General features: G+C 71.5%; 25 protein-coding genes and 2 pseudogenes. 15 read left to right on the top strand and 12 right to left on the bottom strand.

Annotated elements, in window-relative coordinates:
- Nucleotides 1-113 precede the first annotated feature (113 nt).
- Entirely contained in the window at nucleotides 114-716 is a 603-nt protein-coding gene (locus AC3ETA_RS40185; protein ID WP_432197884.1) for a TetR/AcrR family transcriptional regulator, read from the bottom strand.
- A 233-nt stretch (nucleotides 717-949) separates the two neighbouring features.
- Between AC3ETA_RS40185 and AC3ETA_RS40190 the strand changes: the two genes are divergently transcribed.
- The 6 genes and pseudogenes from AC3ETA_RS40190 (at nucleotide 950) to AC3ETA_RS40215 (ending at nucleotide 5765) form a co-directional block, all read left to right on the top strand.
- Nucleotides 950-1849 carry an alpha/beta hydrolase gene (locus AC3ETA_RS40190; RefSeq protein WP_432197851.1) on the top strand — a complete coding sequence of 300 codons (900 nt, stop codon included), beginning with the start codon at nucleotides 950-952 and terminating at the stop codon, nucleotides 1847-1849.
- Between the two features lie 8 nt (nucleotides 1850-1857).
- Nucleotides 1858-1941, top strand: a pseudogene (locus tag AC3ETA_RS40195) (LuxR C-terminal-related transcriptional regulator); the annotation flags it as partial.
- A gap of 99 nt (nucleotides 1942-2040) precedes the next feature.
- Nucleotides 2041-3381, top strand: coding sequence for a sensor histidine kinase (locus tag AC3ETA_RS40200; RefSeq protein WP_432197852.1), 1341 nt, complete (start codon nucleotides 2041-2043; stop codon nucleotides 3379-3381).
- Entirely contained in the window at nucleotides 3378-4043 is a 666-nt protein-coding gene (locus AC3ETA_RS40205; RefSeq protein ID WP_126903199.1) for a response regulator, read from the top strand. Before AC3ETA_RS40200 ends, AC3ETA_RS40205 begins: the two co-directional genes overlap by 4 nt.
- Nucleotides 4044-4068: 25 nt before the next feature.
- Nucleotides 4069-4503 (top strand): VOC family protein, encoded by a 435-nt coding sequence (locus AC3ETA_RS40210; RefSeq protein ID WP_432197853.1) that lies wholly within the window; start codon nucleotides 4069-4071, stop codon nucleotides 4501-4503.
- Between the two features lie 41 nt (nucleotides 4504-4544).
- Nucleotides 4545-5765 carry a cytochrome P450 gene (locus tag AC3ETA_RS40215; protein ID WP_432197854.1) on the top strand — a complete coding sequence of 407 codons (1221 nt, stop codon included), beginning with the start codon at nucleotides 4545-4547 and terminating at the stop codon, nucleotides 5763-5765.
- A gap of 13 nt (nucleotides 5766-5778) precedes the next feature.
- Here AC3ETA_RS40215 and AC3ETA_RS40220 read toward each other — a convergent pair whose 3' ends face one another.
- From AC3ETA_RS40220 to AC3ETA_RS40230, 3 genes and pseudogenes are all read right to left on the bottom strand, one after another.
- Nucleotides 5779-6042 (bottom strand): hypothetical protein, encoded by a 264-nt coding sequence (locus AC3ETA_RS40220; RefSeq protein WP_432197855.1) that lies wholly within the window; start codon nucleotides 6040-6042, stop codon nucleotides 5779-5781.
- Nucleotides 6043-6111: 69 nt separating this feature from the next.
- Nucleotides 6112-7717 (bottom strand): annotated as a pseudogene (locus AC3ETA_RS40225) (ABC transporter permease).
- On the bottom strand, nucleotides 7714-8619 hold the full coding sequence (locus AC3ETA_RS40230; RefSeq protein WP_432197856.1) for an ABC transporter ATP-binding protein: 906 nt from the start codon (nucleotides 8617-8619) through the stop codon (nucleotides 7714-7716). Before AC3ETA_RS40230 ends, AC3ETA_RS40225 begins: the two are co-directional and overlap by 4 nt.
- A 112-nt stretch (nucleotides 8620-8731) precedes the next feature.
- Between AC3ETA_RS40230 and AC3ETA_RS40235 the strand changes: the two genes are divergently transcribed.
- Nucleotides 8732-9235, top strand: coding sequence for a GbsR/MarR family transcriptional regulator (locus AC3ETA_RS40235; protein WP_432197857.1), 504 nt, complete (start codon nucleotides 8732-8734; stop codon nucleotides 9233-9235).
- Between the two features lie 4 nt (nucleotides 9236-9239).
- Here AC3ETA_RS40235 and AC3ETA_RS40240 read toward each other — a convergent pair whose 3' ends face one another.
- Nucleotides 9240-10100 carry a diacylglycerol kinase family protein gene (locus AC3ETA_RS40240; RefSeq protein ID WP_432197858.1) on the bottom strand — a complete coding sequence of 287 codons (861 nt, stop codon included), beginning with the start codon at nucleotides 10098-10100 and terminating at the stop codon, nucleotides 9240-9242.
- Nucleotides 10101-10297: 197 nt separating this feature from the next.
- On the opposite strand from AC3ETA_RS40240, the gene AC3ETA_RS40245 reads away from it, so the two are divergent.
- On the top strand, nucleotides 10298-11581 hold the full coding sequence (locus AC3ETA_RS40245; protein WP_432197859.1) for an adenylosuccinate synthase: 1284 nt from the start codon (nucleotides 10298-10300) through the stop codon (nucleotides 11579-11581).
- Here AC3ETA_RS40245 and AC3ETA_RS40250 read toward each other — a convergent pair.
- The 3 genes from AC3ETA_RS40250 to AC3ETA_RS40260 form a co-directional block, all read right to left on the bottom strand.
- Nucleotides 11565-12194 (bottom strand): TetR/AcrR family transcriptional regulator, encoded by a 630-nt coding sequence (locus tag AC3ETA_RS40250; RefSeq protein WP_432197860.1) that lies wholly within the window; start codon nucleotides 12192-12194, stop codon nucleotides 11565-11567. The two genes, AC3ETA_RS40245 and AC3ETA_RS40250, sit on opposite strands and share 17 nt — an antisense overlap.
- A 122-nt stretch (nucleotides 12195-12316) precedes the next feature.
- Nucleotides 12317-12583: a DUF397 domain-containing protein gene (locus tag AC3ETA_RS40255; protein ID WP_432197861.1), complete on the bottom strand. Its 267-nt coding sequence runs from the start codon at nucleotides 12581-12583 to the stop codon at nucleotides 12317-12319.
- Nucleotides 12580-13425 (bottom strand): helix-turn-helix domain-containing protein, encoded by an 846-nt coding sequence (locus AC3ETA_RS40260; RefSeq protein WP_432197862.1) that lies wholly within the window; start codon nucleotides 13423-13425, stop codon nucleotides 12580-12582. The genes AC3ETA_RS40255 and AC3ETA_RS40260 overlap by 4 nt, the downstream gene beginning before the upstream one ends.
- Before the next feature lie 116 nt (nucleotides 13426-13541).
- On the opposite strand from AC3ETA_RS40260, the gene AC3ETA_RS40265 reads away from it, so the two are divergent.
- From AC3ETA_RS40265 to AC3ETA_RS40285, 5 genes are all read left to right on the top strand, one after another.
- Nucleotides 13542-13937: a bifunctional DNA primase/polymerase gene (locus tag AC3ETA_RS40265; RefSeq protein WP_432197863.1), complete on the top strand. Its 396-nt coding sequence runs from the start codon at nucleotides 13542-13544 to the stop codon at nucleotides 13935-13937.
- Nucleotides 13938-14164: 227 nt separating this feature from the next.
- A complete protein-coding gene (locus AC3ETA_RS40270) occupies nucleotides 14165-14767 on the top strand; it encodes a hypothetical protein (RefSeq protein ID WP_432197864.1) in 603 nt (200 codons plus the stop codon).
- Between the two features lie 116 nt (nucleotides 14768-14883).
- Nucleotides 14884-15150 carry a cupin domain-containing protein gene (locus AC3ETA_RS40275; protein ID WP_432197865.1) on the top strand — a complete coding sequence of 89 codons (267 nt, stop codon included), beginning with the start codon at nucleotides 14884-14886 and terminating at the stop codon, nucleotides 15148-15150.
- Nucleotides 15147-15590: a PIN domain-containing protein gene (locus tag AC3ETA_RS40280; protein WP_432197866.1), complete on the top strand. Its 444-nt coding sequence runs from the start codon at nucleotides 15147-15149 to the stop codon at nucleotides 15588-15590. The genes AC3ETA_RS40275 and AC3ETA_RS40280 overlap by 4 nt, the downstream gene beginning before the upstream one ends.
- 130 nt (nucleotides 15591-15720) lie before the next feature.
- Nucleotides 15721-16011 (top strand): hypothetical protein, encoded by a 291-nt coding sequence (locus tag AC3ETA_RS40285; protein ID WP_432197867.1) that lies wholly within the window; start codon nucleotides 15721-15723, stop codon nucleotides 16009-16011.
- A gap of 1 nt (nucleotide 16012) precedes the next feature.
- On the opposite strand, the gene AC3ETA_RS40290 is transcribed toward AC3ETA_RS40285, so the two are convergent.
- The 4 genes from AC3ETA_RS40290 to AC3ETA_RS40305 form a co-directional block, all read right to left on the bottom strand.
- Nucleotides 16013-16663: a phospholipase D-like domain-containing protein gene (locus tag AC3ETA_RS40290; RefSeq protein ID WP_030948417.1), complete on the bottom strand. Its 651-nt coding sequence runs from the start codon at nucleotides 16661-16663 to the stop codon at nucleotides 16013-16015.
- A 37-nt stretch (nucleotides 16664-16700) separates the two neighbouring features.
- Nucleotides 16701-19172 (bottom strand): dolichyl-phosphate beta-glucosyltransferase, encoded by a 2472-nt coding sequence (locus AC3ETA_RS40295; RefSeq protein WP_432197885.1) that lies wholly within the window; start codon nucleotides 19170-19172, stop codon nucleotides 16701-16703.
- Between the two features lie 230 nt (nucleotides 19173-19402).
- Nucleotides 19403-20104 (bottom strand): GntR family transcriptional regulator, encoded by a 702-nt coding sequence (locus tag AC3ETA_RS40300; protein ID WP_432197868.1) that lies wholly within the window; start codon nucleotides 20102-20104, stop codon nucleotides 19403-19405.
- Nucleotides 20105-20240: 136 nt separating this feature from the next.
- Complete coding sequence (locus tag AC3ETA_RS40305) at nucleotides 20241-21596, bottom strand: aspartate aminotransferase family protein (protein ID WP_432197869.1); 1356 nt, start codon at nucleotides 21594-21596, stop codon at nucleotides 20241-20243.
- Between the two features lie 173 nt (nucleotides 21597-21769).
- Between AC3ETA_RS40305 and AC3ETA_RS40310 the strand changes: the two genes are divergently transcribed.
- Both AC3ETA_RS40310 and AC3ETA_RS40315 read left to right on the top strand, forming a co-directional pair.
- Nucleotides 21770-22375, top strand: a complete 606-nt coding sequence (locus AC3ETA_RS40310; protein ID WP_432197870.1) for a type 1 glutamine amidotransferase family protein — start codon at nucleotides 21770-21772, stop codon at nucleotides 22373-22375.
- Between the two features lie 5 nt (nucleotides 22376-22380).
- A complete protein-coding gene (locus tag AC3ETA_RS40315) occupies nucleotides 22381-22839 on the top strand; it encodes a MarR family winged helix-turn-helix transcriptional regulator (protein ID WP_432197886.1) in 459 nt (152 codons plus the stop codon).
- Nucleotides 22840-22906 lie beyond the last annotated feature (67 nt).

A 22906-nucleotide genomic window follows, 5' to 3' on the forward strand; every position in this document is an offset into this window, starting at 1 on the left:
GACATCGGGGCCGGGCGGGCGCGACCGGCCGCGGCGGCGCGGCAGCCGCAAGACGGCATGGCGCGGCACTCCCCGTCACGGCGCTCCCCGTCACGGCACTCCCGGCGGAGCGCCTACGTGACGTACACCCCCGCCACGGCAGCCGCGTGCGCCGCCCGCGCGGCGCGCTCCGCGGCGGGGGCGTCGGGGATCTCCCCGGTCGTCAGCAACTGGTAGTAGAGGGGCGCCGACACCGCCCGTACGACCGCCTCGGCGTCCGTACCGGCGGGGAACTCCCCGCGGGCCACGCCCTGTTCCACGCACGGCGCCCACTCCGCGACCCGTACCTCGTAGAACCGCCGCAGCGCCTGCGCCGTACGCGCGTCGCAGGTCGCGGCGGCGATCACGGCACGGAACAGGGCGCCCTGCCGGGGATCTGCCAGCGTCCGCCGCACCAGCGCCGCGTTGGCCCGCAGGTCGCCCAGCGCGGAGCCGGTCTCCTCGCGCGGCAGCGACTGCTCGGCCATGTCGGCGAGCAGGTCGGCCACCAGCCCCGTCACCGAGCCCCACCGCCGGTACACGGTCGTCTTGCCGACCTCCGCGCGGCGGGCGACGTCCGCGAGGTCGAGGCCGTCGAATCCCTGCTCCGCCAGCACGTCTCCGGCCGCCTCCAGGACGGCCGTACGGACACGCGCGGTACGCCCTCCGGGACGGACGGTGCCGGGTTCGGCGGACATATCGGCCTCCTTGGTGCAGGTACGCGCTGCGGCGTGATCCACGGTGCCAGCGTAACGAAACGACAGGACCGTTTAATCCTCACCGAGCGTGACATCCGCGTGTCCGCGCACGTGACGGGCCTGGTACCGTCCCCGCCAACGGCCGATTTCGAACCTGGTCCGCCACGCCGCCTTGGTTCCCGCCCGACACCCCGCTTTCGTCCAATTCCGTTTCATCGCTGAGAGGTTGGAGCATGCCGGACGACGCCGCAGCTGCCCGGGACGCCGCCGAGGAGCAGTCGGCCTTCTCCCACCCGCCCGTCGATCCCGACGCCATCGCCTCCTACGGTGACCACCCCGACCAGGTGATCGACTTCTACGCGCCCCGCGGCGAGACGGCGCCGGGCACCCTGGTCCCGTTGGTCGTTCTCCTGCACGGCGGGGCGTGGCGTGCGCCGTACGACCGCCGGCACGTGACACCGCTCGCGGACTTCCTCGCGCGGCGGGGGTTCGCCGTGGCGAACGTGGAGTATCGGCGGGGGGCGGAGGAGGGTTCGGCCGGGGCGGGTGGTTCGGGCGAGGGCGGCGCGGTGGCCGGTCGCTGGCCCGGGACCTTCGACGATGTCGCCGCCGCTCTGGACGCACTGCCCGCGCTGGTACGGGAGGCGCTTCCGCAGGCCGATGCGCGCCGGATGGTGCTCACCGGCCACTCGGCCGGCGGCCACCTCGCCCTCTGGGCGGCGGCCCGCCACGTCCTCCCGGCGGACGCCCCCTGGCGCACCGACAGGCCCGTGCCCCTGCGGGGCGTGGTCGCCCTGGCTCCGATCGCCGACTTCACGGTCGCCGACAAGCTGGACGTGTGCGGGGGTGCCGCGCGGCAACTGCTCGGCGAAGGCGAGGAGTTCGCGGAACGCCGGCCGTACGCCGACCCGGCCTTCCTGCTCCCGACGGGCATCGCGACGACGCTCGTCCAGGGCCGCGCCGACATCGTGGTGCCGCCGGCGGTGGCCGAGTCGTACGCGGACGCGGCGGCCAAGGCCGGGGAGGTGGTCGGTCTGACGCTGCTGGAGGACGTCGGCCATTTCACGCTGATCGATCCGGCGGCGGACGCGTGTGCTGTGGTGGTGGAGGAGATCGCACAGCTGGCGTGGTGACCCCCTCGATCGCGCAGGGCCTGTCGAACGCGGAGATCGCCGGGCGCCTCGTCGTGGCCGAGCAGACCGTGAAGACCCATGAGAGCCGGATCCACGACCAGCGGTGATACCCGTAGTACCTGAGAGGGACCCGCCAGAACCCCTCTCACTGGGGACGACCGCGAGACCCCTCGGCGCCTACCGTTCTGTACGTGACCGAGACGACTCAGATGCCGACCCCGCCCCCGGGGGACGCGGCCAAGCCGCGCAGCCCGGAGTTCCGGCTGGCCGCGGACGCCCTGCGCGGGCTGCGGCAGGACCTGTTCCACGACGCCTTCGCCTACCGCCCGCTGCCGCGCAGGGGTGTCGACGGCCCCGTGACCCGTCGGCTGCCGGGCCGGCTGCGCGAGTACGCGGCCTGGACGCCGCACGCCCTGCTCGTCGGGGTCGCCCTGCTCACGCTGCTCATCGCGACCGTCGACACCGGCGGCGCGGCCCTGGTGCTCGGTCCGATCGCCGTCATCCCGATCCTGCTGACCATGATCCGGCCGGTAGGAGCGTTCTGGGCGTCGATGGCGGCCACCCCGCTCACCGTGCTCTTCGGCGGCTCGATGGGCGACTGGCCGTGGCCGCCCGCGGCGTTCGTCTGCCATCTGACCGTGCTGACGGTGGTGGCGATACGCACTCGGCCGCGCACCGCGGCGTACATGTGGGCCGTCACGGGGGCGTACGGCTTCCTGGGGGAGGTCGTGTTCGGCCCGGGGCACTACTACGGCACCAACACCGGCCCGATGATGGTCGTCTCCGCTCTGCTCCTGCTCGTCGTCGCCGTCTGGCACACCCGCCGGGAGGCCCGCCAGGAGGTGACCGCGCAGCAGACCGTGACCGCGCACGAGCGCTCCCGGCGCACCCTGCTGGAGGAGCGCACGAACATCGCCCGGGAGCTGCACGACGTGGTCGCCCACCACATGTCGGTCGTCGCCATCCAGGCGGAGGCCGCGCCCTACCGGGTGGAGAACCCGCCACCGGAGCTGGAGCGGGCCTTCGCCACGATCCGGGAGAACGCGGTGGCGGCGCTGACCGAGCTGCGCCGGGTCCTGGGCGTGGTCCGCGCCGAGGACTACGAGGCCCCGGAGGCCCCGCAGCCCACCCTCGCCGACCTGGAGGGGCTGCTGGCGAACGTGCGGGACGCGGGGCTCGACGTCGACAAGGCGGTCACCGGTGCGGCCCGTGAGCTGCCGCCCGGGGTGGAGCTGTCGGCGTACCGGATCGTGCAGGAGGCGCTCAGCAACAGCCTGCGGCACGCGCCCGGCGCGTCCGCCCGGGTGGAGGTCGCCTACGTCCTCGGCGGTCTCGGCCTGCGCATAGTCAACGGCCCGCCGCCCGCGCCCGACCTGGTGAAACCCTCACCGGGTGCCGGGCACGGCATCACCGGGATGCGGGAGCGGGTCTCGATGCTGAACGGCGAGATGACGGCGGGCCCGGCGCAGGACGGCGGCTATGAGGTGACGGTGTTCCTGCCGGTCACCACGACCTCAGAGGACGGATCATGACCATCCGCGTGCTGATCGCGGACGACCAGATGATGGTGCGCGAGGGCTTCTCGGTCCTGCTCAACGCGATGCCGGACATCGAGGTCGTCGGCGAGGCGGTCAACGGGCGCCAGGCGGTGGACCGGGTCCGTGAACTGGCCCCGGACGTCGTGCTGATGGACATCCGCATGCCGGAGCTCAACGGCATCGAGGCGACCCGCGAGATCGTCGCGGCGGACGGCGCCGCCAAGGTGCTGGTGCTGACCACCTTCGACCTCGACGAGTACGTGTACCAGGCGCTGCGCGCGGGAGCCTCCGGCTTCCTGCTGAAGGACGCCTCGGCGCGCCAGCTCGCCGACGGTGTGCGGGTGGTGGCGGCCGGCGAGGCGCTGCTCGCCCCCTCGATCACCAAGCGGCTGATCACGGAGTTCTCCAAGATGTCCGACTCGCCGCGTCTGATGCCCTCGGCGCACGCGGCGTACGGGGATCTGACCGAGCGGGAGACGGAGGTGCTGGTGCTGATCGCCCAGGGCCTGTCGAACTCGGAGATCGCCGAGCGGCTGGTGGTCGCGGAGTCGACGATCAAGACCCACGTCAGCCGGATCCTGGTGAAGCTGGGGCTGCGGGACCGTACGCAGGCGGCGGTGTTCGCCTACGAGGCGCGGCTGGTCACGCCGGGCTGAACCGGCAGGCCCTACGGTGAGGGGCATGGAACAGCGCATCACACTGATCACGCTGGGAGTCTCCGACCTCGCCCGGTCGAAGGCCTTCTACGAGGCCCTGGGCTGGCGGGGGCAGGAGGTCGAGGAGACCGTCTTCTTCCAGGCGGGCGGTCTCGGTCTGGTGCTGTGGGGCCGGGAGAAACTGGCGCGGGACTGCGGTCTGGAGCCCGGGGCGGCGGGCGGGTTCGGCGGGATCGCCCTCGCGCACAACGTCCGCTCCGAGGCGGAGGTGGACGCGCTCCTCGCGGTGGTGGAGCGGGCCGGCGGGACGGTCACCAAGCCCGCGGCGGTCAACGCGATCGGCTTCTACTCCAGCGCCTTCGTCGACCCCGACGGCCACGCCTGGGAGGTCGCCCACAACCCCGGCTTCCCGCTCGCCGAGGACGGCTCGGTCACCCTTCCGGACTTCGGCACCGCCTAGGGCCCTGGTCAGAGAGGGGGAGGCCGGGCTAACGTCCGGTCATGGCAGCTCCCTACGCCCTCGCCTTCGACCCGTGGGACCCGGCGTTCCTCTCCGACCCGTACCTGGCCTACGCCGAACTGCGGGCCCGGGGCCGGGTGCACTACTACGAGCCCACGGACCAGTGGCTGGTCCCGCACCACGCGGACGTCTCGGCGCTGCTGCGCGAGCGCAGGCTGGGGCGGACGTACCAGCACCGGTTCACGCACGAGGACTTCGGGCGGACGGCGCCGCCGCCGGAGCACGAGCCGTTCCATGTGCTCAACGACCACGGGATGCTCGACCTGGAGCCGCCGGACCACACCCGGATCCGCCGGCTGGTGTCGAAGGCGTTCACGCCGCGCACGGTGGAGCAGCTGAAGCCGTATGTGCGGCAGTTGGCGGGCGAGCTGGTGTCGGGGCTGGTCGAGGCGGGCGGCGGTGATCTGCTGACGGACGTCGCGGAGCCGCTGCCGGTCGCGGTGATCGCCGAGATGCTGGGCATCCCCGAGTCGGACCGCGGGCAGCTGCGGCCGTGGTCGGCGGACATCTGCGGGATGTACGAGCTGAACCCGTCGCCGGAGACTGCGGAGAAGGCGGTGCGGGCGTCGGTGGAGTTCTCGGACTATCTCCTGGAGCTGATCGCGGCGCGCCGCAAGGAGCCGGGCGAGGACCTGATCTCCGGTCTGATCGCGGCCCACGACGAGGGCGACCGGCTCACCGAGCAGGAGATGATCTCCACGGCGGTCCTGCTGCTCAACGCGGGCCACGAGGCCACGGTGAACGCCACCGTCAACGGGTGGTGGGCGCTGTTGCGCAACCCTGCCCAGCTGGCGGCCCTGCGCGCCGACCACTCCCTGGTCCCGTCCGCGATCGAGGAGCTGATGCGCTACGACACCCCGCTCCAGCTGTTCGAGCGCTGGGTCCTGGACGAGATCGAGATCGACGGCACGACCATCCCGCGCGGTGCGGAGATCGCCATGCTCTTCGGCTCCGCCAACCACGACCCCGAGGTCTTCGAGGCCCCGGCCGCCCTGGACCTCACCCGCAAGGACAACCCCCACATCTCCTTCAGCGCGGGCATCCACTACTGCATCGGCGCCCCGCTGGCCCGCATCGAACTGGCGGCGTCCATGACGGCCCTCCTGGAGCAGGCGCCGACCCTGCGGGCGGCGGAGGAACCCGACCGCAAGCCGAACTTCGTGATCCGGGGCCTGGAAGGGCTTCGGGTGGAGGTGGCCTGAGAGGCGGGTGCGTTCAGTCCTTCCGGCGGCGCGTCAGACGGAGGGCGAGCGCGCAGGCCAGCGCCGGTATCAGTGCTCCGGCCGCGGCGACCAGGGGCAGTTCGGTCAGGGCGGCGACGTAGTCGGTGCCCTCGCCCTCGAAGCCCGCGCCCAGGTGTCGGCGGGTGCGGTCCGTGGAGGCCCAGAGAAGTGTGGCCGCCGTCGAGCCCAGCGCCGACAGCAGGCATCCGCCGCAGGTCAGGGCGGTGTGCAGCGTGCGTTGATCTCCTCGGCCCATGACCACAGGGACGCGCCGGGCCCCTCCCCGGTTCTGCACCGGGGAGGGGCCGTGGGCCGTTCCGGCCGGTCAGGTCGTCATGTCCCGACGCCGCAACCCCGCCAGCCCGGCCGCGACCAGTCCCGCCGCCAGCGTCAGCAGGAACAGCACCGGTCCCCACTCCATCCCGCCGCCCGGCAGCTTCGGCAGATGGCCGAAGGGGGACAGATCCAGCACGGCCTGCGGTACGTCCAGCGCGGGGCCCACCCAGCCGATCAGCAGGACCGCACCGGCCACCGCCCACGCCGCCATCGCCGCCCCGGGGAACAGGCCGTACAGCAGGACCGCCAGGCCGCCGACGACCCAGACCGCGGGGAGCTGGACCAGACAGGCGCCCAGGATCGGGCCGGTCTCCTTGCCGTAGCCGACGGCGAAGCCCAGTCCGGCGAGGAGCATGATCAGGGCCGAGCCGGCGAAGGCGATCACGAGGTGACCGGCGGCCCAGCGGAGGCGGCCCACCGCGTTCGCCAGGATCGGCTCGGCCCGCATCGAGGTCTCCTCGCCGTGCAGCCGCAGGACCGACGCCACCACGTAGAGGGCCGCGATCAGGCCCAGCATGCCGACCATCGACGCCAGGAACGCGTCCGTCAGCCCTTCCTGGCCGCCCATGCGCTCGAAGATCTGCCGCGCGTTGTCGTTGTCGCCGACCAGGTCGGCCACCCCGTCGGTCAGGCCGCCGTAGACGACCCCGGCGAGGAAGAAGCCGATGCTCCAGCCGAGCACGCTGCCGCGCTGGAGCCGCCAGGCCAGCGCGCCCGCCGTGCCGAGGCGGCCGAGCGCGGGGCCCGGACGGGCGGGCAGGAAGCTCATCCCCACGTCCCGGCGCCCGGCGAGTTCGTACGCCACCACGCCCTGCACCAGGGCCGCCCCCGCGAACAGCAGCAGCACCCACCAGCGCTCGCTCGCGAACGGCCGCAGGTTCTCCAGCCAGCCCAGCGGCGACGCCCACGTCAGCGCGGACGAGCCGTCGTCCGACGCCGAGTCGCCGGCGGCGCGCAGCACGAACGCGGCGCCCAGCAGCCCCGCCGTCAGTCCTCGCGCCAGCCGCGCGCTCTCGGTGAACTGCGCGACGATCGCCGCCAGCGTGGCGAAGACCATGCCGACCCCCGCGAGCCCGAGCCCGAGTGCCAGCGCCCCCCGTGGCGCCCTGGCCCGCGAGTCCGGCCGTGACCAGCAGGGCCAGTACGGCGTTCGCGACCACGGCCGTCAGCAGGGCGGCCGTCAGGGAAGCCCGGCGGCCCACCATCCCGGACGCGACCAGCTCCTGACGGCCGCTCTCCTCCTCGTCCCGGGTGTGCCGTACGACGAGCAGCATGCTGACCACGGCCGCGAGCGCACCGGCGTAGACGCCGACCCGCCAGGCCGTCAGGGCGCCGATCGAGTCGTCGAAGACGGGGCCGATCAGCGCGCGGAAGGAGGCGTTGGCCGTGGTGTCCTGCACCAGGTTGGCGCGGTCGGCCGGGGTGGCGTACAGGTTCTCCAGCGTGTTCGGCATGGAGAGGATCATCATCGCGTTCACCGCCACCCACACCGGGATCATCACCCGGTCGCGGCGCAGGGCGAAGCGCAGCAGGGTTGCGGTGCCGGCGAGCTGGCGCGGACCGCCGGGCCGTACCCCGAAGGCGGTGGCCGTCATCGGGCGGCCACCTCGTCCGTGTCGGCCTGGTAGTGCCGCAGGAACAGCTCCTCCAGCGTCGGCGGCGTCGAGGTCAGCGACCGTACGCCGGACTCGCTGAGCGTGCGCAGGACGGCGTCGAGCTTGTCGGTGTCGACCTGGAGCCGTACGCGGTGGCCGTGGACGTCGAGGTCGTGGACGCCGGGCAGACGCGACAGGCCGTTGGGCGGACCGGCCAGGTCGGCGGTGACGCTCGTGCGTGTCAGGTGCCGCAGGTCGGCCAGCGAACCGCTCTCGACGGTACGGCCCCTGCGGATGATGCTGACCCGGTCGCAGAGCTCCTCGACCTCGCTGAGGATGTGCGAGGACAGCAGGATCGTCCGGCCGCGGTCGCGCTCCTCCTCCACGCAGCGCTGGAAGACCTCCTCCATCAGCGGGTCCAGGCCCGAGGTCGGCTCGTCGAGGATCAGCAGGTCCACGTCCGAGGCGAAGGCGGCGACGAGGGCGACCTTCTGCCGGTTGCCCTTGGAGTAGGTGCGGCCCTTCTTGGTGGGGTCGAGTTCGAAGCGCTCGACGAGCTCGGCGCGGCGCCCCGCGTCCAGACCTCCGCGCAGCCGGCCGTAGAGATCGATGACCTCACCGCCCGACAGGTTCCGCCACAGCGTCACGTCACCCGGCACGTAGGCGATCCGGCGGTGCACCTCGACCGCGTCGGTCCAGGGGTCGCGGCCGAGCACCTGGGCGCCACCGGCATCGGCCCGCAGCAGGCCGAGCAGGACGCGGATGGTGGTGGACTTGCCGGCGCCGTTCGGGCCGAGGAAGCCGTGGACCTCGCCCGTCTCGACGTCCAGGTCGAGGCCGTCCAGGGCGTGCGTCTTGCCGAACGACTTGTGCAGTCCGGAGACGGTGATTGCCTTCGTCATGGTTCAGAACGTACGCTTCCTTCAGAAATTTGTGAAGTTAAGGAAGCGTATAAATCGCGGATAGACTCGGGGGCAGCGCGGAGCTCGGTGGACGCAGGGAGATGATCTACGAATGATGGAACCGAGTGAGGCGGGACGGGACCCCGAGGCGGTGTCGAAGTTCGTGGAGGCCTTCGCCGCGCAGCTCGTCGAGGCCGGGATGCAGCGCATGGCCGCACGCGTGTTCGCCGCGCTCCTCGCGTCCGACTCCGGCACCATGAGCTCCGCCGAACTCGGCGAACAGCTCCAGGTCAGCCCCGCCGCGATCTCCGGCGCGGTGCGCTACCTCGCCCAGGTCCACATGGTCTCCCGCGAGCGCGAACCGGGCTCACGGCGCGAGCGCTACCGGGTGCACAGCGACCAGTGGTACGAGGCGCTGACCAACCGCGACGCCATCCTCAGGCGCTGGAGCCAGACCCTGCGCGAGGGCGTCGACAGCCTCGGCCCGGCGACGCCGGGCGGGCAGCGCATCGCCGAGACGCTGGCCTTCTTCGAGTACCTGGAGGGCGAGATCGGCAAGCTGATGGAACGCTGGCGCGAACACCAGGGCAAGACCTTCGGCCTGGGCGCCCCGTAGAGCCTCACCGGCCCGGCAGCACCAGTCGCAGCGCGCCCTCCCCCACCGTCCACGTCCGTCTGCGCACCGGCCCGGAGACCGCCGTGTCGGCGCGGTAGCGGAAGTGCGCCCCCGACACCGTCACCGTGCGGCCCTCGGCGCGCAGCGGGGACGCCTCCGCGCCCACCGACGCCGGCCGTACCTCCACCTCCGCCAGGCCCGCGAGCCCCGGCGTCACCGACAACGCGTCCACCGGCTGGTCGAGATCCACCAGCGTCGCCCCGTCCACCTCGACACGCAGCCGCGACGGCCCGGGGGAGGCGGCCGGGGACGAGCCCTTCGGCGGCACCAGCGTCCGTACCAGCGACTGGCACGTCCGCAGCCACGGCCGTCCGCCGCCCGGGCCCACCGCGGTGGCCCCGTCCGGCGCGGCCGGGTCCCGTATCGGAGGGATGCGCAGCCCGCCCAGCACCACGCCGTCGCTGTCGTCCACGAGCAGGTCCAGACGCCGCTCCACGCCGTCCAGCACCGCCCGCGCCGCCGCGACCGCCCCCGTCGGCACCCCCAGGGATCCGGCCAGCGACAGCGCACCGCCCACCGGCACCACCGACAGTGCGCATTCGGCCAGCTGCCGCTGCCGGTGCAGCAGCGCCACCGCGCGCGTCAGCGCCCCGTCGTCGCCGACGACCACCGGCCGTCGGGCGCCTCTCCGCGCCAGCGCCCTGGCGAATTCGTCCGGACCCTCCGGCAGGCACACTTTGGTCACCGCACCCGCGCTGAGCACGTCTTTCGCGATCCTGACGGACTCGCCGTCCGTCCTCCGGGCGATCGGATCGATCACCACAAGCAGCTGATCGGACATCGCGAAAGTCGCCACCTCGGCCATGCCTCGCTTCCTCGGGTAGCATCTTTGTGCAAGAGCCCCTTGCGCTATTGCGCCAGGGGCTTCGTCTATTCCGGGGCCATCCGGTCCGACGGTGCGCGGCCAATGACGGTCGCAGCCGGTAGTGGTGCACGCGGCGGCATACCTTACGCGTGCGCCCCTGACCTTGGACATGCCCCGCCCGGAAGGGGTGTACGCGCGTGCCCGCACTTGTGCTGCTCGGTGCTCAGTGGGGTGACGAGGGTAAAGGGAAGGCCACCGACCTGCTCGGCGGATCCGTCGACTACGTGGTCCGCTATCAGGGCGGCAACAACGCCGGCCACACGGTCGTCGTCGGCGACCAGAAGTATGCCCTCCACCTTCTCCCCTCCGGCATCCTCTCGCCGGGGTGCACCCCGGTCATCGGCAACGGCGTCGTCGTCGACCCGTCGGTCCTGCTCTCCGAGCTGAGCGGTCTGAACGAGCGTGGCGTCGACACGTCCAAGCTCCTGATCAGCGGAAACGCGCACATCATCACGCCTTACAACGTGACGGTGGACAAGGTGACGGAACGCTTCCTCGGCAAGCGGAAGATCGGCACCACCGGGCGCGGCATCGGCCCGACCTACGCCGACAAGATCAACCGCGTCGGCATCCGCGTCCAGGACCTGTACGACGAGTCGATCCTGACGCAGAAGGTCGAGGCGGCCCTCGACGTCAAGAACCAGGTCCTCACCAAGCTCTACAACCGGCGCGCGATCGCCGTCGAGCAGGTCGTCGAGGAGCTGCTGGGCTACGCCGAGAAGGTCAGGCCCTACGTCGCCGACACCGTCCTGGTTCTCAACCAGGCGCTGGAGGACGACAAGGTGGTCCTCTTCGAGGGCGGCCAGGGCACCCTGCTCGACATCGACCACGGGACCTATCCCTTCGTCACGTCCTCCAACCCCACCGCCGGTGGTGCGTGCACGGGCGCGGGCGTGGGCCCCACGAAGATCAGCCGCGTCATCGGCATCCTCAAGGCGTACACGACCCGTGTCGGCGCGGGCCCGTTCCCGACGGAGCTGTTCGACGAGGACGGCGAGGCGCTGCGCCGGATCGGCGGCGAGCGGGGCGTGACGACCGGCCGTGACCGTCGCTGCGGCTGGTTCGACGCGGTGATCGCCCGCTACGCGACCCGCGTCAACGGCCTCACCGACTTCTTCCTCACCAAGCTCGACGTCCTCACCGGCTGGGAGCAGATCCCGGTCTGCGTGGCGTACGAGATCGACGGCAAGCGCGTCGAGGAACTCCCGTACTCGCAGACCGACTTCCACCACGCCAAGCCGGTCTACGAGACCCTGCCGGGCTGGTCCGAGGACATCACCGGGGCGAAGTCGTTCTCCGACCTGCCGAAGAACGCCCAGAACTACGTCAAGGCGCTGGAGGAGATGTCCGGCGCCCCGATCTCCGCGATCGGCGTGGGCCCGGGCCGGGACGAGACGATCGAGATCAACTCGTTCCTGTAGGAGACGGCGGTCGGGGTGCCGCGCACGGCGCCCCGACCGCCAGGCAAAGGTGTACGGCGGTGCTCAACCGGGCGTCGACGGCGGCGCGCTCCTCGGGATCCGAGGGATTCGCGGAGGGCGTAAGGGCGTAAGGCAGCGCTGTGGTGAGTACCGCCAGGGTGACGCTGTCGCGTTCGGCCGGTGCCTTGATGTGGCCTGTCACATGCTCGCGCAGCCAGAGCCATGCCGTCGTGTGCCAGTCGCTGACCGGCCGCAGGACAGCGGTGTGCACCAGCTCCGGGGCGGTGCGGGCCGTCGTCCCGACGACGGGATGTTCCCGCAGCAGGCGCGCGGCGCGCACCACGAAGTGCGCCTGCCGGCACCGGGGCGGCACGGTGTCCGGCACCTCGCGGGCCACGAACAGCAGACGCCTCAGCTCAAGCTGTGTGGCTTCCCGGATCAGGGCATCGCGACTCGCCCAGTTCCGGTAGAGAAAGGGCCGGTTCGTGTCGGCCAGGCGCGCGATCTGCGTCATCCCGGCACGCCGCGGCCCGTACTGTGCCAGCGCTTCAAGGGTCGCCCGGTACACGGTGCCCGTGCCGGGCGGCGCCTTGACATGGGGGGATCCAGTCATGCCGACCAGCGTCGCGCATGCGGGCGGGCAACCGCCGGGCAGTCGCCTGCGGATCCCCCGGGGGGTGGGGGTGTGGTCGGGAAAGATGTGACGGGTTTTGGGAAAGTGATACGTGTTTTGGGTCAGGGGGTGGGGGGTGTGGCCGGGAGCGCGAGGAAGGCGGCCCAGGCCCCGCCGGAGACGGTGAGATTCGGGCCGTCGGAGTTCTTGGAGTCGCGTATGTGGATGGTGGGGGTGGGGTGGGGGCAGGGGGCGACTTCGACGCAGTGGCCACCGCCGCCGTCGCTGTACGAGGACTTGCGCCAGGCGTAGGCGACTTCGACGCACTGGCCACCGCCCCCGTCGCTGTAGCTCGACTTGAACCAGCGAAGGCTTCCGGTGCCGGTCATCGTTCCTCTCCTGCCAACTGCTCGATGAAGGACAGTGATTCGTCGGGACTCAGGGCCTGCGCACGGATATTCGCATAGCGGCGCGCGAGATGGGACACCTCCGCCGGATCGTTGACCAGGATGCCCTGGTCCTCGATCTCCATGTAGACGACGTGCTCGTGGTCCTTGGTCTCCACAACCTGCATGGCGCCGCGATCGCCCGCGTATGTTCCGTGCAGCCCACGATTCAAGGGCAACACCTGCACGAAGACGTTGCCTCTCCGGGCGTCCTCGGCCAGTGAGCGCAGTTGCCCGCCCATGACATCCCAGTTGCCGAACGGCCGCCGCAGCACGCTCTCTTCGAGGATCAACTCGATGTGCGGGGCCGGGTCCCGGTCGAAGATCGCCCGGCGGGCCAGCCGGGCTTCCACCAGTTCCTCGCGTCTCCGCTCGGATACGGGCGGATAGCTGCCGCCGATCAGCGCCCGTGCGTAGTCCTCGGTCTGGAACAGTCCGTCGACGATCAGCGTCTGGTACGAACACAGCGTGACCGCCCCCGCCTCCAGCTCCGAGAACCCCCGGAAACGGGCCGGGTATTTCTCCAGCAGTATCCATTTACGGGCCTTCTCGAAGACTCCCAGCCCACCACCGATCTCCGCCTCCAACTTCACCAGCATCTGATCGCTCGCGGGCTGCGCACACGTCTCCATCGCGCTCACCGCCGCTGCCGTGTACCCGAGCTTGTCTCCCAACTGTGGCTGGGTCAGCCCGTGTTGCTCCCGCAACGCCTTCGCCAGGGCGGCGACCAGATGGGCCGTACCGCCTGCCTCCGTCTTGTTCTCCGCCCGCGCCATTGCGGTCACCTCCGAACTCAACCGAACTCAACCGGTCACAACTCGCGGACGCCGGTAATCAACCGTGTTCAACCGGACACGCAAAGTCATGGATCAAGCTAGCTCCGCACCCGCAAGCTGACCCCGTGAATGCGCAAAGTGACCTGACCTGGCTCCCGGCAGCCGGTGTTCAACTCCGCAAGGCGGGCGTCCAGTTCGACGCGATCAGGATCGACGGCGAGGAAGGGCGGGACGTCGCCGACCGGCTGGCCCGCATGACCGGCGGTGATCCGGGGCCGATCGTCGAGACGGCGACCGGGCGACGCGGGCTCTACTTCCTGGTGCCCGTCGGCAGTACGTCCCACCGCGCCTGGCCCGACGGAGTGACCCGTTTCGTCGCCGGCCCGGGGCATGTCTCGTACATCCCGGTACCCGCTCTCAATGGCCTCACCTGGCCATTGAGTTGGCGTTACCGCCCCGCTGCCCCCGACCGCCTCGTCCACACGCTGCTGCTGTGCACCGCCCTTCACTCGCAGGAGTGAAGAACGCGAACTTCCGCCTGGGAAAAGGTGGTTCCGACTTGCAATCGTCGCTCTGCGTGGCCTTAGAGTCACGCCAACAGGAATGCCCCCGCGGTGCGCCAACACCCGGGGGCTCGACACCCAGGAGAGAACAGCTCCGGATGTGCACTCATCGTACGACGCCTGCGCGCGTCTTTTCAGGCTTCTCTGCCGCCCTACTCCGCGACCGGAGCATCTCATGGCGTGCGGTGAGCGTACTGACGTACCTGCTGGCCCTCCCGAACCACGCCCGCGTCACCCTGCGCGCACTGGCCGCACCGAGCGTCGAGAGGCGGTCGGGGATCGTCGCCGCCCTGCGTGAGCTGGAGGAACTCCGGTATCTGCGGCGGGTGGTGTGCGAGGACGGTGAGGGCCGGTCGGCACGGCAACTCCGCGTCGTTTACGAGGTGTTCGATGCCCCGTACGAGGTCGCGCCACAAACGGGTGAAACCGAAAAAGTTCCGAGTCTCGACGCGCCGACCAGGATGACCGTGCGTGCCGCGCACCTGCTCCTCTCGCTCGGACGCATCGACCCCCGGCTCACCCTCGACGCCGCGGAGGCGCTGCGGCTCGCGCCGCTGGTGGAGCGGTGGTGGGAGCGGGGGGTCAGCAGCGCGAGGGTGCGGGCGGCGCTGGCCTACGACTGGCCGGGGCCGGTGATCTCGGCGGCCGCGCACATCGAGGCGTGCCTGGTGAGCGGGTGTCCGGAGCGATCGACTCCCGTTCCGGTCACGGCCGTTGAGGTCGACTGTCGCCGCCCGGGTGGCGGGCTGCTCCGGGGCCTGCTGAAGAGGCGGGTCGCCCCCGCGTAGGCCCAGGAAGACTCCCGGTCCCGCATCCGCGCGCCGGGTCCATCGAAAGGAACGGAGTGCCGATGGCCCTCACACTCGAACGCCCCGAGGTGGTATACCGCCGGTATACTGTGCTCATGGCTGACACCACGATCAAGGTCGACCCCGCTGTCCGAGACCGTCTCCAGGAGCTGGCCCGGGAGCGCGGGATGAGCATGCGGGACTTCGTGGCGGAGCTGGCCGGGGCCACACCGACCAAGGAAGAGCTGCGCAAGCGGTACGAGGAGACCAAGGCGTACGTCGAGGAGCACTTCCTGGGCAGGCCGTACACCGACGAGGACGAGAAGGCCGGCGAGAAGCTGTGGGCCGACCTGGAAGCCGGGCGCATCGGGGAGGTCCAGTGACGGACGAGGAGCGGTACCCGCTGCCGCGTGCCGTCATCTTCGACGACACGGCCGCGCTCGCCCTCGGCGGGGGGAACATCATGGCCTCGCGGCTCGTGGTCGAGGCCGAGAAGGATCCCGCCCTGCGGGTCTACATCCCGGCACTCAGCCTCGCCGCCGCCGAGCGTGAGCGGGCCGGGGTCGCCGAGCACCTCGCCTCGCTGTCGTCGGTCAATGTCGAGGCGCTCGACTTCTCGGCCGCTGCCGCCGTGGGTAAACGCCTGCGGACGGCCGGTGTCGACGACGAGGGCAAGGACGAGCCGGACTGGAGTGGCGCGCAGGTGCTCCGTCTCGCCCTGCCCACCGTCGAGTGGCCGCGCGGACGTCCTGTCCTGACCAGGACGCCGACCCGCTACCGGGGTACGGGGATCCGCACCATCCGTATCGTCGAGCAGAACTGACGAGCCTCGAAGGGGGCGCCGACCGGGTGTCCCCCTTCCGCCCGCCTCCGATGGAGTACTGAGCGGGCGGCCCCCGCGCGGCGCCCCTAGCGTGAGATCGCAGGGGGCGACCCGGAAGAAGGTGAACGTCATGCGTGTGCTGCTCCAGGCCCATCTCGACACCGAGAAGACGAACGAGATCATCCGCAGCGGCAAGATGCCCCAGCTGATGCAGGAGGTCATGGAAGCGTTCAAGCCGGAGGCCGCCTACTTCGGCCCTGACAACGGCGTCCGCTCGGTGTTCCTCGTCTTCGACATGCAGGACACCTCCCAGATGCCGTCGGTCACCGAGCAGCTCTTCCAGAGGTTCGGCGCCGCCGTGGACTACACGCCGGTGATGAACCTCGACGACCTCCAGAAGGGCCTGTCCCAGCTCAAGTAAGTCAGCTGAAGACGATCATGGAGCCCTGGGCCAGACTCCGGGTCGCCGCCGCGTGCAGGCCCAGCCAGACGTGCCGTTCGCGGGCGAAGGGGCTCGGGTCGTAGGGGGCGGCGACGGCCGGTTCCTCCAGGGCCGTGGGCGCGAGCGGGGCCTGCGGTGCCGCCGGCGGGTTGGCCGGGTCGATGCCGATCACCGGGGCCACGAACTCCAGCTCGCGCAGGAGCGCCTGCGCGGAGCCCAGGGGGCCGCCGCCCGCGAGGAGTTCGTCGTTGGAGAGCGGGCCGGGGAAGTCGACCGGGACGTAGGCGCCCGCGTGGTCGTAGTGCCAGACCAGATGCGACTGCTTGGCCGTCGACTCGAACATCTCCAGGAGCTGCTCGTAGTCACCGCCCAGTTCGTCGACCGGGGTGACGGCGAGCCCGCAGACCTGGAGCAGATAGGCACGGCGCAGGAAGTGCAGCGCGTCGTAGTCGAACCCGGCGACCGGGGCGACGTCGCCGGACAGGCCCGGCATGTACTGGTACACCGGCACCGGTGGCAGCCCGGCCTCGGCGAGCACCTTGTTGTATTGCGCGAGTTCCTCGGCGAACGGGTTGTCGGGGGTGTGGCACAACACGTCGACAAGCGGTACCAGCCACAGGTCACAGGCCAAAAGAGGGCTCCTCGCACAGCTCGGCGTAGCACGTCGGTCAGGGCAGGGTAATCGGTGCGGCGCGAGGACGGGTCCCCTCGTGCAGGTCCCATACCCATACTCCGCCGACCCACTTACCGGACACGCCCACCAGCTTTTCCACAGTCGTGCGCAGGGCGGAGTCGTTGGGCTGCGGGGCCAGCACCAGCACGCCCGCCTTCCAGTACGCAAGGTCCACCCGTGCCTGCTCGCGCCAGGAGTCGTTGACGGGCGGGATCTCGCCCGTGTTGCGCACCTCACGCAGCAGGTTGGAGGTGAAGCGGGGCTCGGCGCCGTAGATGCCGAGGCGTTCGTCGCCGTAGGGGCCGTTGAAATAGCCGCCCGGCAGCTTGAAGCCGAGGCCGGCCTCGGTCTGCCAGTGCAGGGCCTCCGCGTCCGAGGGGTCGGGCAGCGGCACCGGCACGAGCGACTCGCCCTCGCGGACGTACGACGTCCAGGTCCCGTCCGCGATGAAGGGCGGCACCTCGGCACGGTCGACCGCCCTGAGCGGGGCCGGGACCAGCGGGAGCAGGGCGAGGGCGACGCCCAGCAGGCCGACGTAGCGGGCGACCGGGGGGCGTACCGCGAGCAGCCGGTCCACGGCGACGGCGAGCAGCATGCCCAGCGCGGGCGCGCAGATCATCGCGACCCGGCTCTCGATGACCGCCTCGAACAACGGCTTGTCGGCGAGGAGTTCCCAGGGGCCGGGGAGAGTGATGCCGGTCAGCGGGATGCGGAACTCCCGCCCGAGGGACAGGAAGGCCGCGGCCACCGCCGTGCACGCCAGCGCTCCGACCGGGGCCTGCTTCCGGAGCCGTACGACGATCGCGAGGGCGAGCAGGGCCAGCGGCCAGCCGTAGAAGGCGTTCTGTTCGGTGGTGTTGAAGGCCAGCGCCTTCGCGGTGTCGGCGTCGCCCGCGAGCCATGAGCGCTCGGCGAAGGAGAGCAGGGCGAGCGGGCTGTTGAAGGAGCGGGGGTTGTGCTCGATGCCGGTGTAGCTCTGCGGCCCGGCGAACTGCCAGACCAGTGGGTAGACGATGAGGGGGAGGCAGACGGCGGCGCCGATGAGGACGCCCCGCAGCAGCGGCCGCCGGGCCTCCCGTGCCGCGTCCCGGCGTACGACGGCGTAGGCGGCCGCGAACAGCAGCATGCCCAGCGCTGTCAGCAGCAACGGCTCCTCGCCCAGGAAGACCTGGTAGGCCGCCATCAGGCCGAGGACCACTCCGTCCCGGACGACCCGGGTGCCCGCGCACAGGCGCAGGGCGCGGTCGATGATCAGCGGGACCATGAACAGCACCACGAAGTTGGGGTGTGCGTGGGCGTGGCTGACCATCGGCGGCGCGAACGCGGCCAGAGCGGCGCCGAGGAAGGCCGCGATGCGGCTGCGGGCCAGGTACTTGACGATCAGCCAGTACCAGGCGGCCGCGGTGGCGGCGAGGCCGAGCGCCATGACCAGGCTGAGGGTGACCGCGGGACCGGCGGCCAGGGTGAGGGGCGCCAGGGGGACGGACATGCCGAGCATGACCGTGTTGGCCATGAGGTTCACGCCGTCGGGGAAGCCCTGGAGGTCGGTGAACAGGGGATTGCGGAGGTGGGCGACGTTGTCGGCCGTGACCGCGAAGAACCACTCCCACTGGTTCTGGTCGCGCAGCGAGTCGGGGAGGTAGCGGCCGGCCGGGTCGAAGAAGCGGCCGGAGTACAGGGCCACCGACAGCAGCAGGAAGAGGAAGGGTGCGAAGACGTCGGCGGGGCGTACGGAGCGGGCGGCGATGCGGGTGATCTCGGTCAGTGCGCGGACGTAGTCGAGGGGGCCGACCTTCGAGCCGGGCCGGTGGGACCAGTGGACGGGGACCTCGGCGACGGGCAGCCCGGCGTCGCGCAGATGCCGCAGCACCTCCACGTCTATGCCCCAGCCGTTGACGCGGGAGGCGGCGTACGCCTCGCGGGCCCGGTCGCCGTCGTAGAGCTTGAAGCCGCACTGGGTGTCGTGGATGCCGGGCAGGGCGGTACGGCGTATGAGCGCGTTGCCCGCGCGGCCCAGCAGTTCGCGCACCCGGTGCTGGCGGGAGCCGATCGTGGCGCCGGGGACCGAACGGGAGCCGATCGCCGCGCAGTCGCCCTCGCCCTCGCCGAGCGCCTTGTCGAGCCGTTCCAGCTCGTCGATCGGCGTCGCGAGATCGGCGTCCGTGACCAGCACACGGCGCCCGCGGGAGACGGCGACACCGAGGCGCAGGGCGTGGCCCTTGCCGCGGTTGCCCTCGCCGGTGACCAGACGGATGCGGGGGTCCCGGCGGGCGGTGACGAGGTCGCCGGTGCCGTCGCTGGAACCGTCGTCGGCGACGACGATCTCCCAGGAGCCCCAGCGGGGTTCGTCCGCCGAGAGGTAGGCGGCGAGGGCGTCGAGGGTGGGGGTGAGGCGGTGCCGTTCGTTGTAGGCGGGGATGACGACGGAGAGGCCGGGAACCTCAGGCAGGCCGGCGGCCTCGGGCAGGGCGGCAGCCTCGGGCGGGCCGGGGGCTGTGGGTGTGTCGGGAGTCTCGGGCGGGCCGGGGTTCTGGGGCAGCGCGGGAGTCCTGGGTCGGGCGGGAGTCTCGGGCGGGCCGGGGGTTGTGGGTGTGTCGGGAGTCTCGGGCGGGCCGGGGTTCTGGGGCAGCGCGGGAGTCTTGCGTCGGGCGGGAGTCTCGGGTCGGGCGAGAGGTGCCGTCGGCTCCCGCTCGTGGCTCACCCGGCCGCCAGTCGCTCGATCAGGGCGACCGAGTCCGCGTCGTGGGCGGCGACGATGTGGCGGGCCGTGGGCAGGTCGCGCTGCATCAGCGCGTCGACGAGGTCGGTGTGGCGGGCCCACAGATGGCCGCGCAGATCGTCCAGGCGGCGCAGATGCTGGACCGCGCAGACCCAGGACTGCACCCGCAGCCGGTGCAGGAAGTCGGAGAGGTAGGCGTTGCCGAAGAGAGCGCCGAGCTCGCGCCAGAAGCGCAGGTCGTAGCCGATGAGAACGGTGAGGTCCCCGGCCGTGGCGGCGCGCTCGGCCTCCTCGGCGCGGCGGCGTACCCCGGCCACCGCCGCGGCGACGCGCGGGTTGTCGGGATCCCGGTGGCTGGAGCGGTCGGTGGCCAGGACCTGGAACATGCCGTTGGTGACCAGGCCGCGGGCCTCGACGATGCCCCGGTAGTCCGCCACGGAGTACTCGTGGACCCGGAAGCCGCGGTGCTGGTCGGCCTCCAGCAGACCCTGCGCCGAGAGGTCGACGAGTGCCTCGCGAACCGGGGTCGCGGAGACGCCGTACTGCTCGGCGATCTCCTTGACGGTGAATTCGCGGCCCGCCTGGAGGCGCCCGGCCAGTACCTCGTCCCGCAGCGCGTCCGCGATCTGCTGGCGCAGGGTACTTCGCGTGACAGAGCCGTTGCCGCCGGTGCCGGGCATGGTCGGGGCGTCTCCCGTCGTCGCGATGAGGTGGCGTGCACGTATATGTCTACGAGCACGCCACCTTAGTCGTTCGGATTCGGGGCGACGTTTCTGCGACGACCTCGATCTTCTCGGTCGCCGGACCTGCTCGGACCTACTCCGTGTACTCGTCCGCCACGGCCAGGGCGGTGTCCAGGGCCGCCAGTCCTTCCTTGAGCTCCGCCTCACCGACGTTGCACGGCGGCACGACATGCGTGCGGTTCATGTTCATGAACGGCCACAGCCCGGCGGCCTTCGCGGCCGCGCCGAACGCCGCCATCGGGGCGTTCGCCGCACCGGCCGCGTTGTAGGGCACCAGCGGCTCCCGGGTCTCCCGGTTCCGCACCAGTTCGAGCGCCCAGAACATCCCGACGCCCCGCACCTCGCCGACGGACGGGTGCCGCTCGGCGAGCTCCCGCAGCGCCGGGCCCACCACGTCGGCACCCAGCCGCGCGGCGTTCTGGACGACGCCCTCCTCGGCCATGACCTGGATCGTCGCGACGGCGGCGGCACAGGCCAGCGGATGGCCCGAGTACGTCAGACCACCCGGGTAGGGCCGCGTCGCGAACGTCTCCGCGATCGCCCCGGAGATGGCGACGCCGCCCAGCGGCACGTACCCGGAGTTCACGCCCTTGGCGAAGGTCATCAGGTCCGGCGTCACGTCGAAGAGGTCCGCGGCGAACCATTCACCGGTGCGCCCGAACCCGGCCATGACCTCGTCGAGGACGAAGACGATCCCGTACTTGTCGCAGATCTCCCGGACGCCCGCGAGGTAGCCGGCCGGCGGCAGCATGATCCCGGCCGTCCCCGGGATCGTCTCCAGGACGATCGCGGCGATGGTCGCCGGCCCCTCGAAGGCGATCGTCGTCTCCAGGTGCTCCAGCGCCCGCGCGCACTCCTGCTCCTCGGTCTCGGCGTAGAAGCGGGAGCGGTAGAGGAAGGGTGCCCAGAAGTGCACGACACCGGCCGCGGCGCTGTCGGAGGCCCAGCGGCGCGGGTCACCGGTGATGTTCACGGCCTGCTGGGTGCCGCCGTGGTACGACCGGTAGGCCGACAGGACCTTCGGCCGCCCGGTGTGCAGCCGGGCCATCCGCACGGCGTGCTCGATCGCGTCGGCGCCGCCGTTGGTGAAGAAGATCTTGTCGAGGTCGCCCGGCGTCCGCTCGGCGATCAGCCGCGCCGCCTCCGAGCGCGCCTCGACCGCGAACGCCGGCGCGAACGTCGTCATCCGCGCGGCCTGCTCCTGGATCGCGGCGACGACCTCGGGGTGCTGGTAGCCGATGTTGGTGTAGACGAGCCCGCTGGTGAAGTCGAGGTACCGCTTGCCGTCGTAGTCCCAGAAGTACGAACCCTCCGCACCGGCGACGGCGAGCGGGTCGATGAGTTCCTGGGCGGACCAGGAGTGGAACACATGCGCGCGGTCCGCGGCCTTCACGGCGGCGCCGACCTCGGGATCTGGCTGAGGGGTCATGCGCCCGAGGGTAGGGAGCGGTGACCGGGAGGCGATATCGGCGTCCTGTCTGCGGTCGGCGGGTTTCCGCGACAGGTTGTCGACGCGGACGCATCCCGGAATTGACAGCAGACTGTCTAGATGTCAGGATGCTGTCATACCGGAAAGCGGCACCGAAGCTTCAGGGGGAAGCCATGAACAGCAAGCCCGTGCACCTCGCCGTCTACGACACCTTCGCCGACTGGGAGACGGGGCACGCCACCGCCCACCTCGCCCGCGCCGGTCACGACATCCGTACCGTCGGGCCGTCCACGCGGCCGGTGCGGAGCATCGGCGGACTGCGCGTCCGGCCCGACCTCGCGCTGGACGACGTGCGGCCCGCGGACAGCTCCCTGCTGATCCTCCCGGGCGCCGACCTCTGGGACGCGGGCGACGACCTGGCGCCCTTCGCCCGCAAGGCCCGCGAGTTCCTCGACGCCGGCGTGCCCGTCGCCGCGATCTGCGGTGCCACCGCCGGCCTCGCCCGCGAGGGACTGCTCGACGACCGCGCCCACACCAGCGCCATCTCCTTCTATCTCGCGGCCACCGGCTACGGCGGCGGCGAGCGGTACGCCGACGCCGACGCCGTCACCGACGGCGGGCTGATCACCGCCGGCCCGACCGAGCCGGTCGCCTTCGCCCGGGAGATCCTCCGGCTGCTCGGGGTGTACGAGGGCGAGGTGCTGGACGCCTGGTACCGGCTGTTCCACGACTCCGACGCGGCCGCGTACGCCGTACTGGAGAAGGCGGGAGCGGCGTGAGCGGCGTGAGCCGGGAGCGGCAGGAACTGCTCAGCCGCAGTGCGCTCGGTGTCTTCCGGCTCAACGGCCAGTTCCTCGGGGTCGCCGAGGAACTGGCCCGGCCCTCTGGCCTGACGGCGGCCTGGTGGCAGGTGCTGGGCGCGGTGCTCGGCGAACCCCTGCCGGTCTCCGGGATCGCCCGCGCGATGGGCATCACCCGGCAGAGCGTGCAGCGCATCGCCGATCTGCTGGTGGACAAGGGGCTCGCGGAGTACCGGCCCAACCCGGCGCACCGCCGTGCCAAGCTGCTGGCGCCGACGGACGAGGGGCGGGCGGCGGTCTCCCGGATCGACCCCGGCCACGCGGCCTTCGCGGACCGGCTGGCGGACGCCATGGGGGAGGCCGGACTCGCCGACGCCGTCCGCGTTCTGGAACGGTTGTCGAAAGCGCTCGACCAGATCACCGTTCCTGTTACGGAACCGTAGGCACCGCCCCGCTCACCTCCATGTATGCCGCACTATCGTGGGGCCGACGCGTAGGCGGGGGCTGGTT

Source organism: Streptomyces sp. bgisy027 (assembly GCF_057710365.1).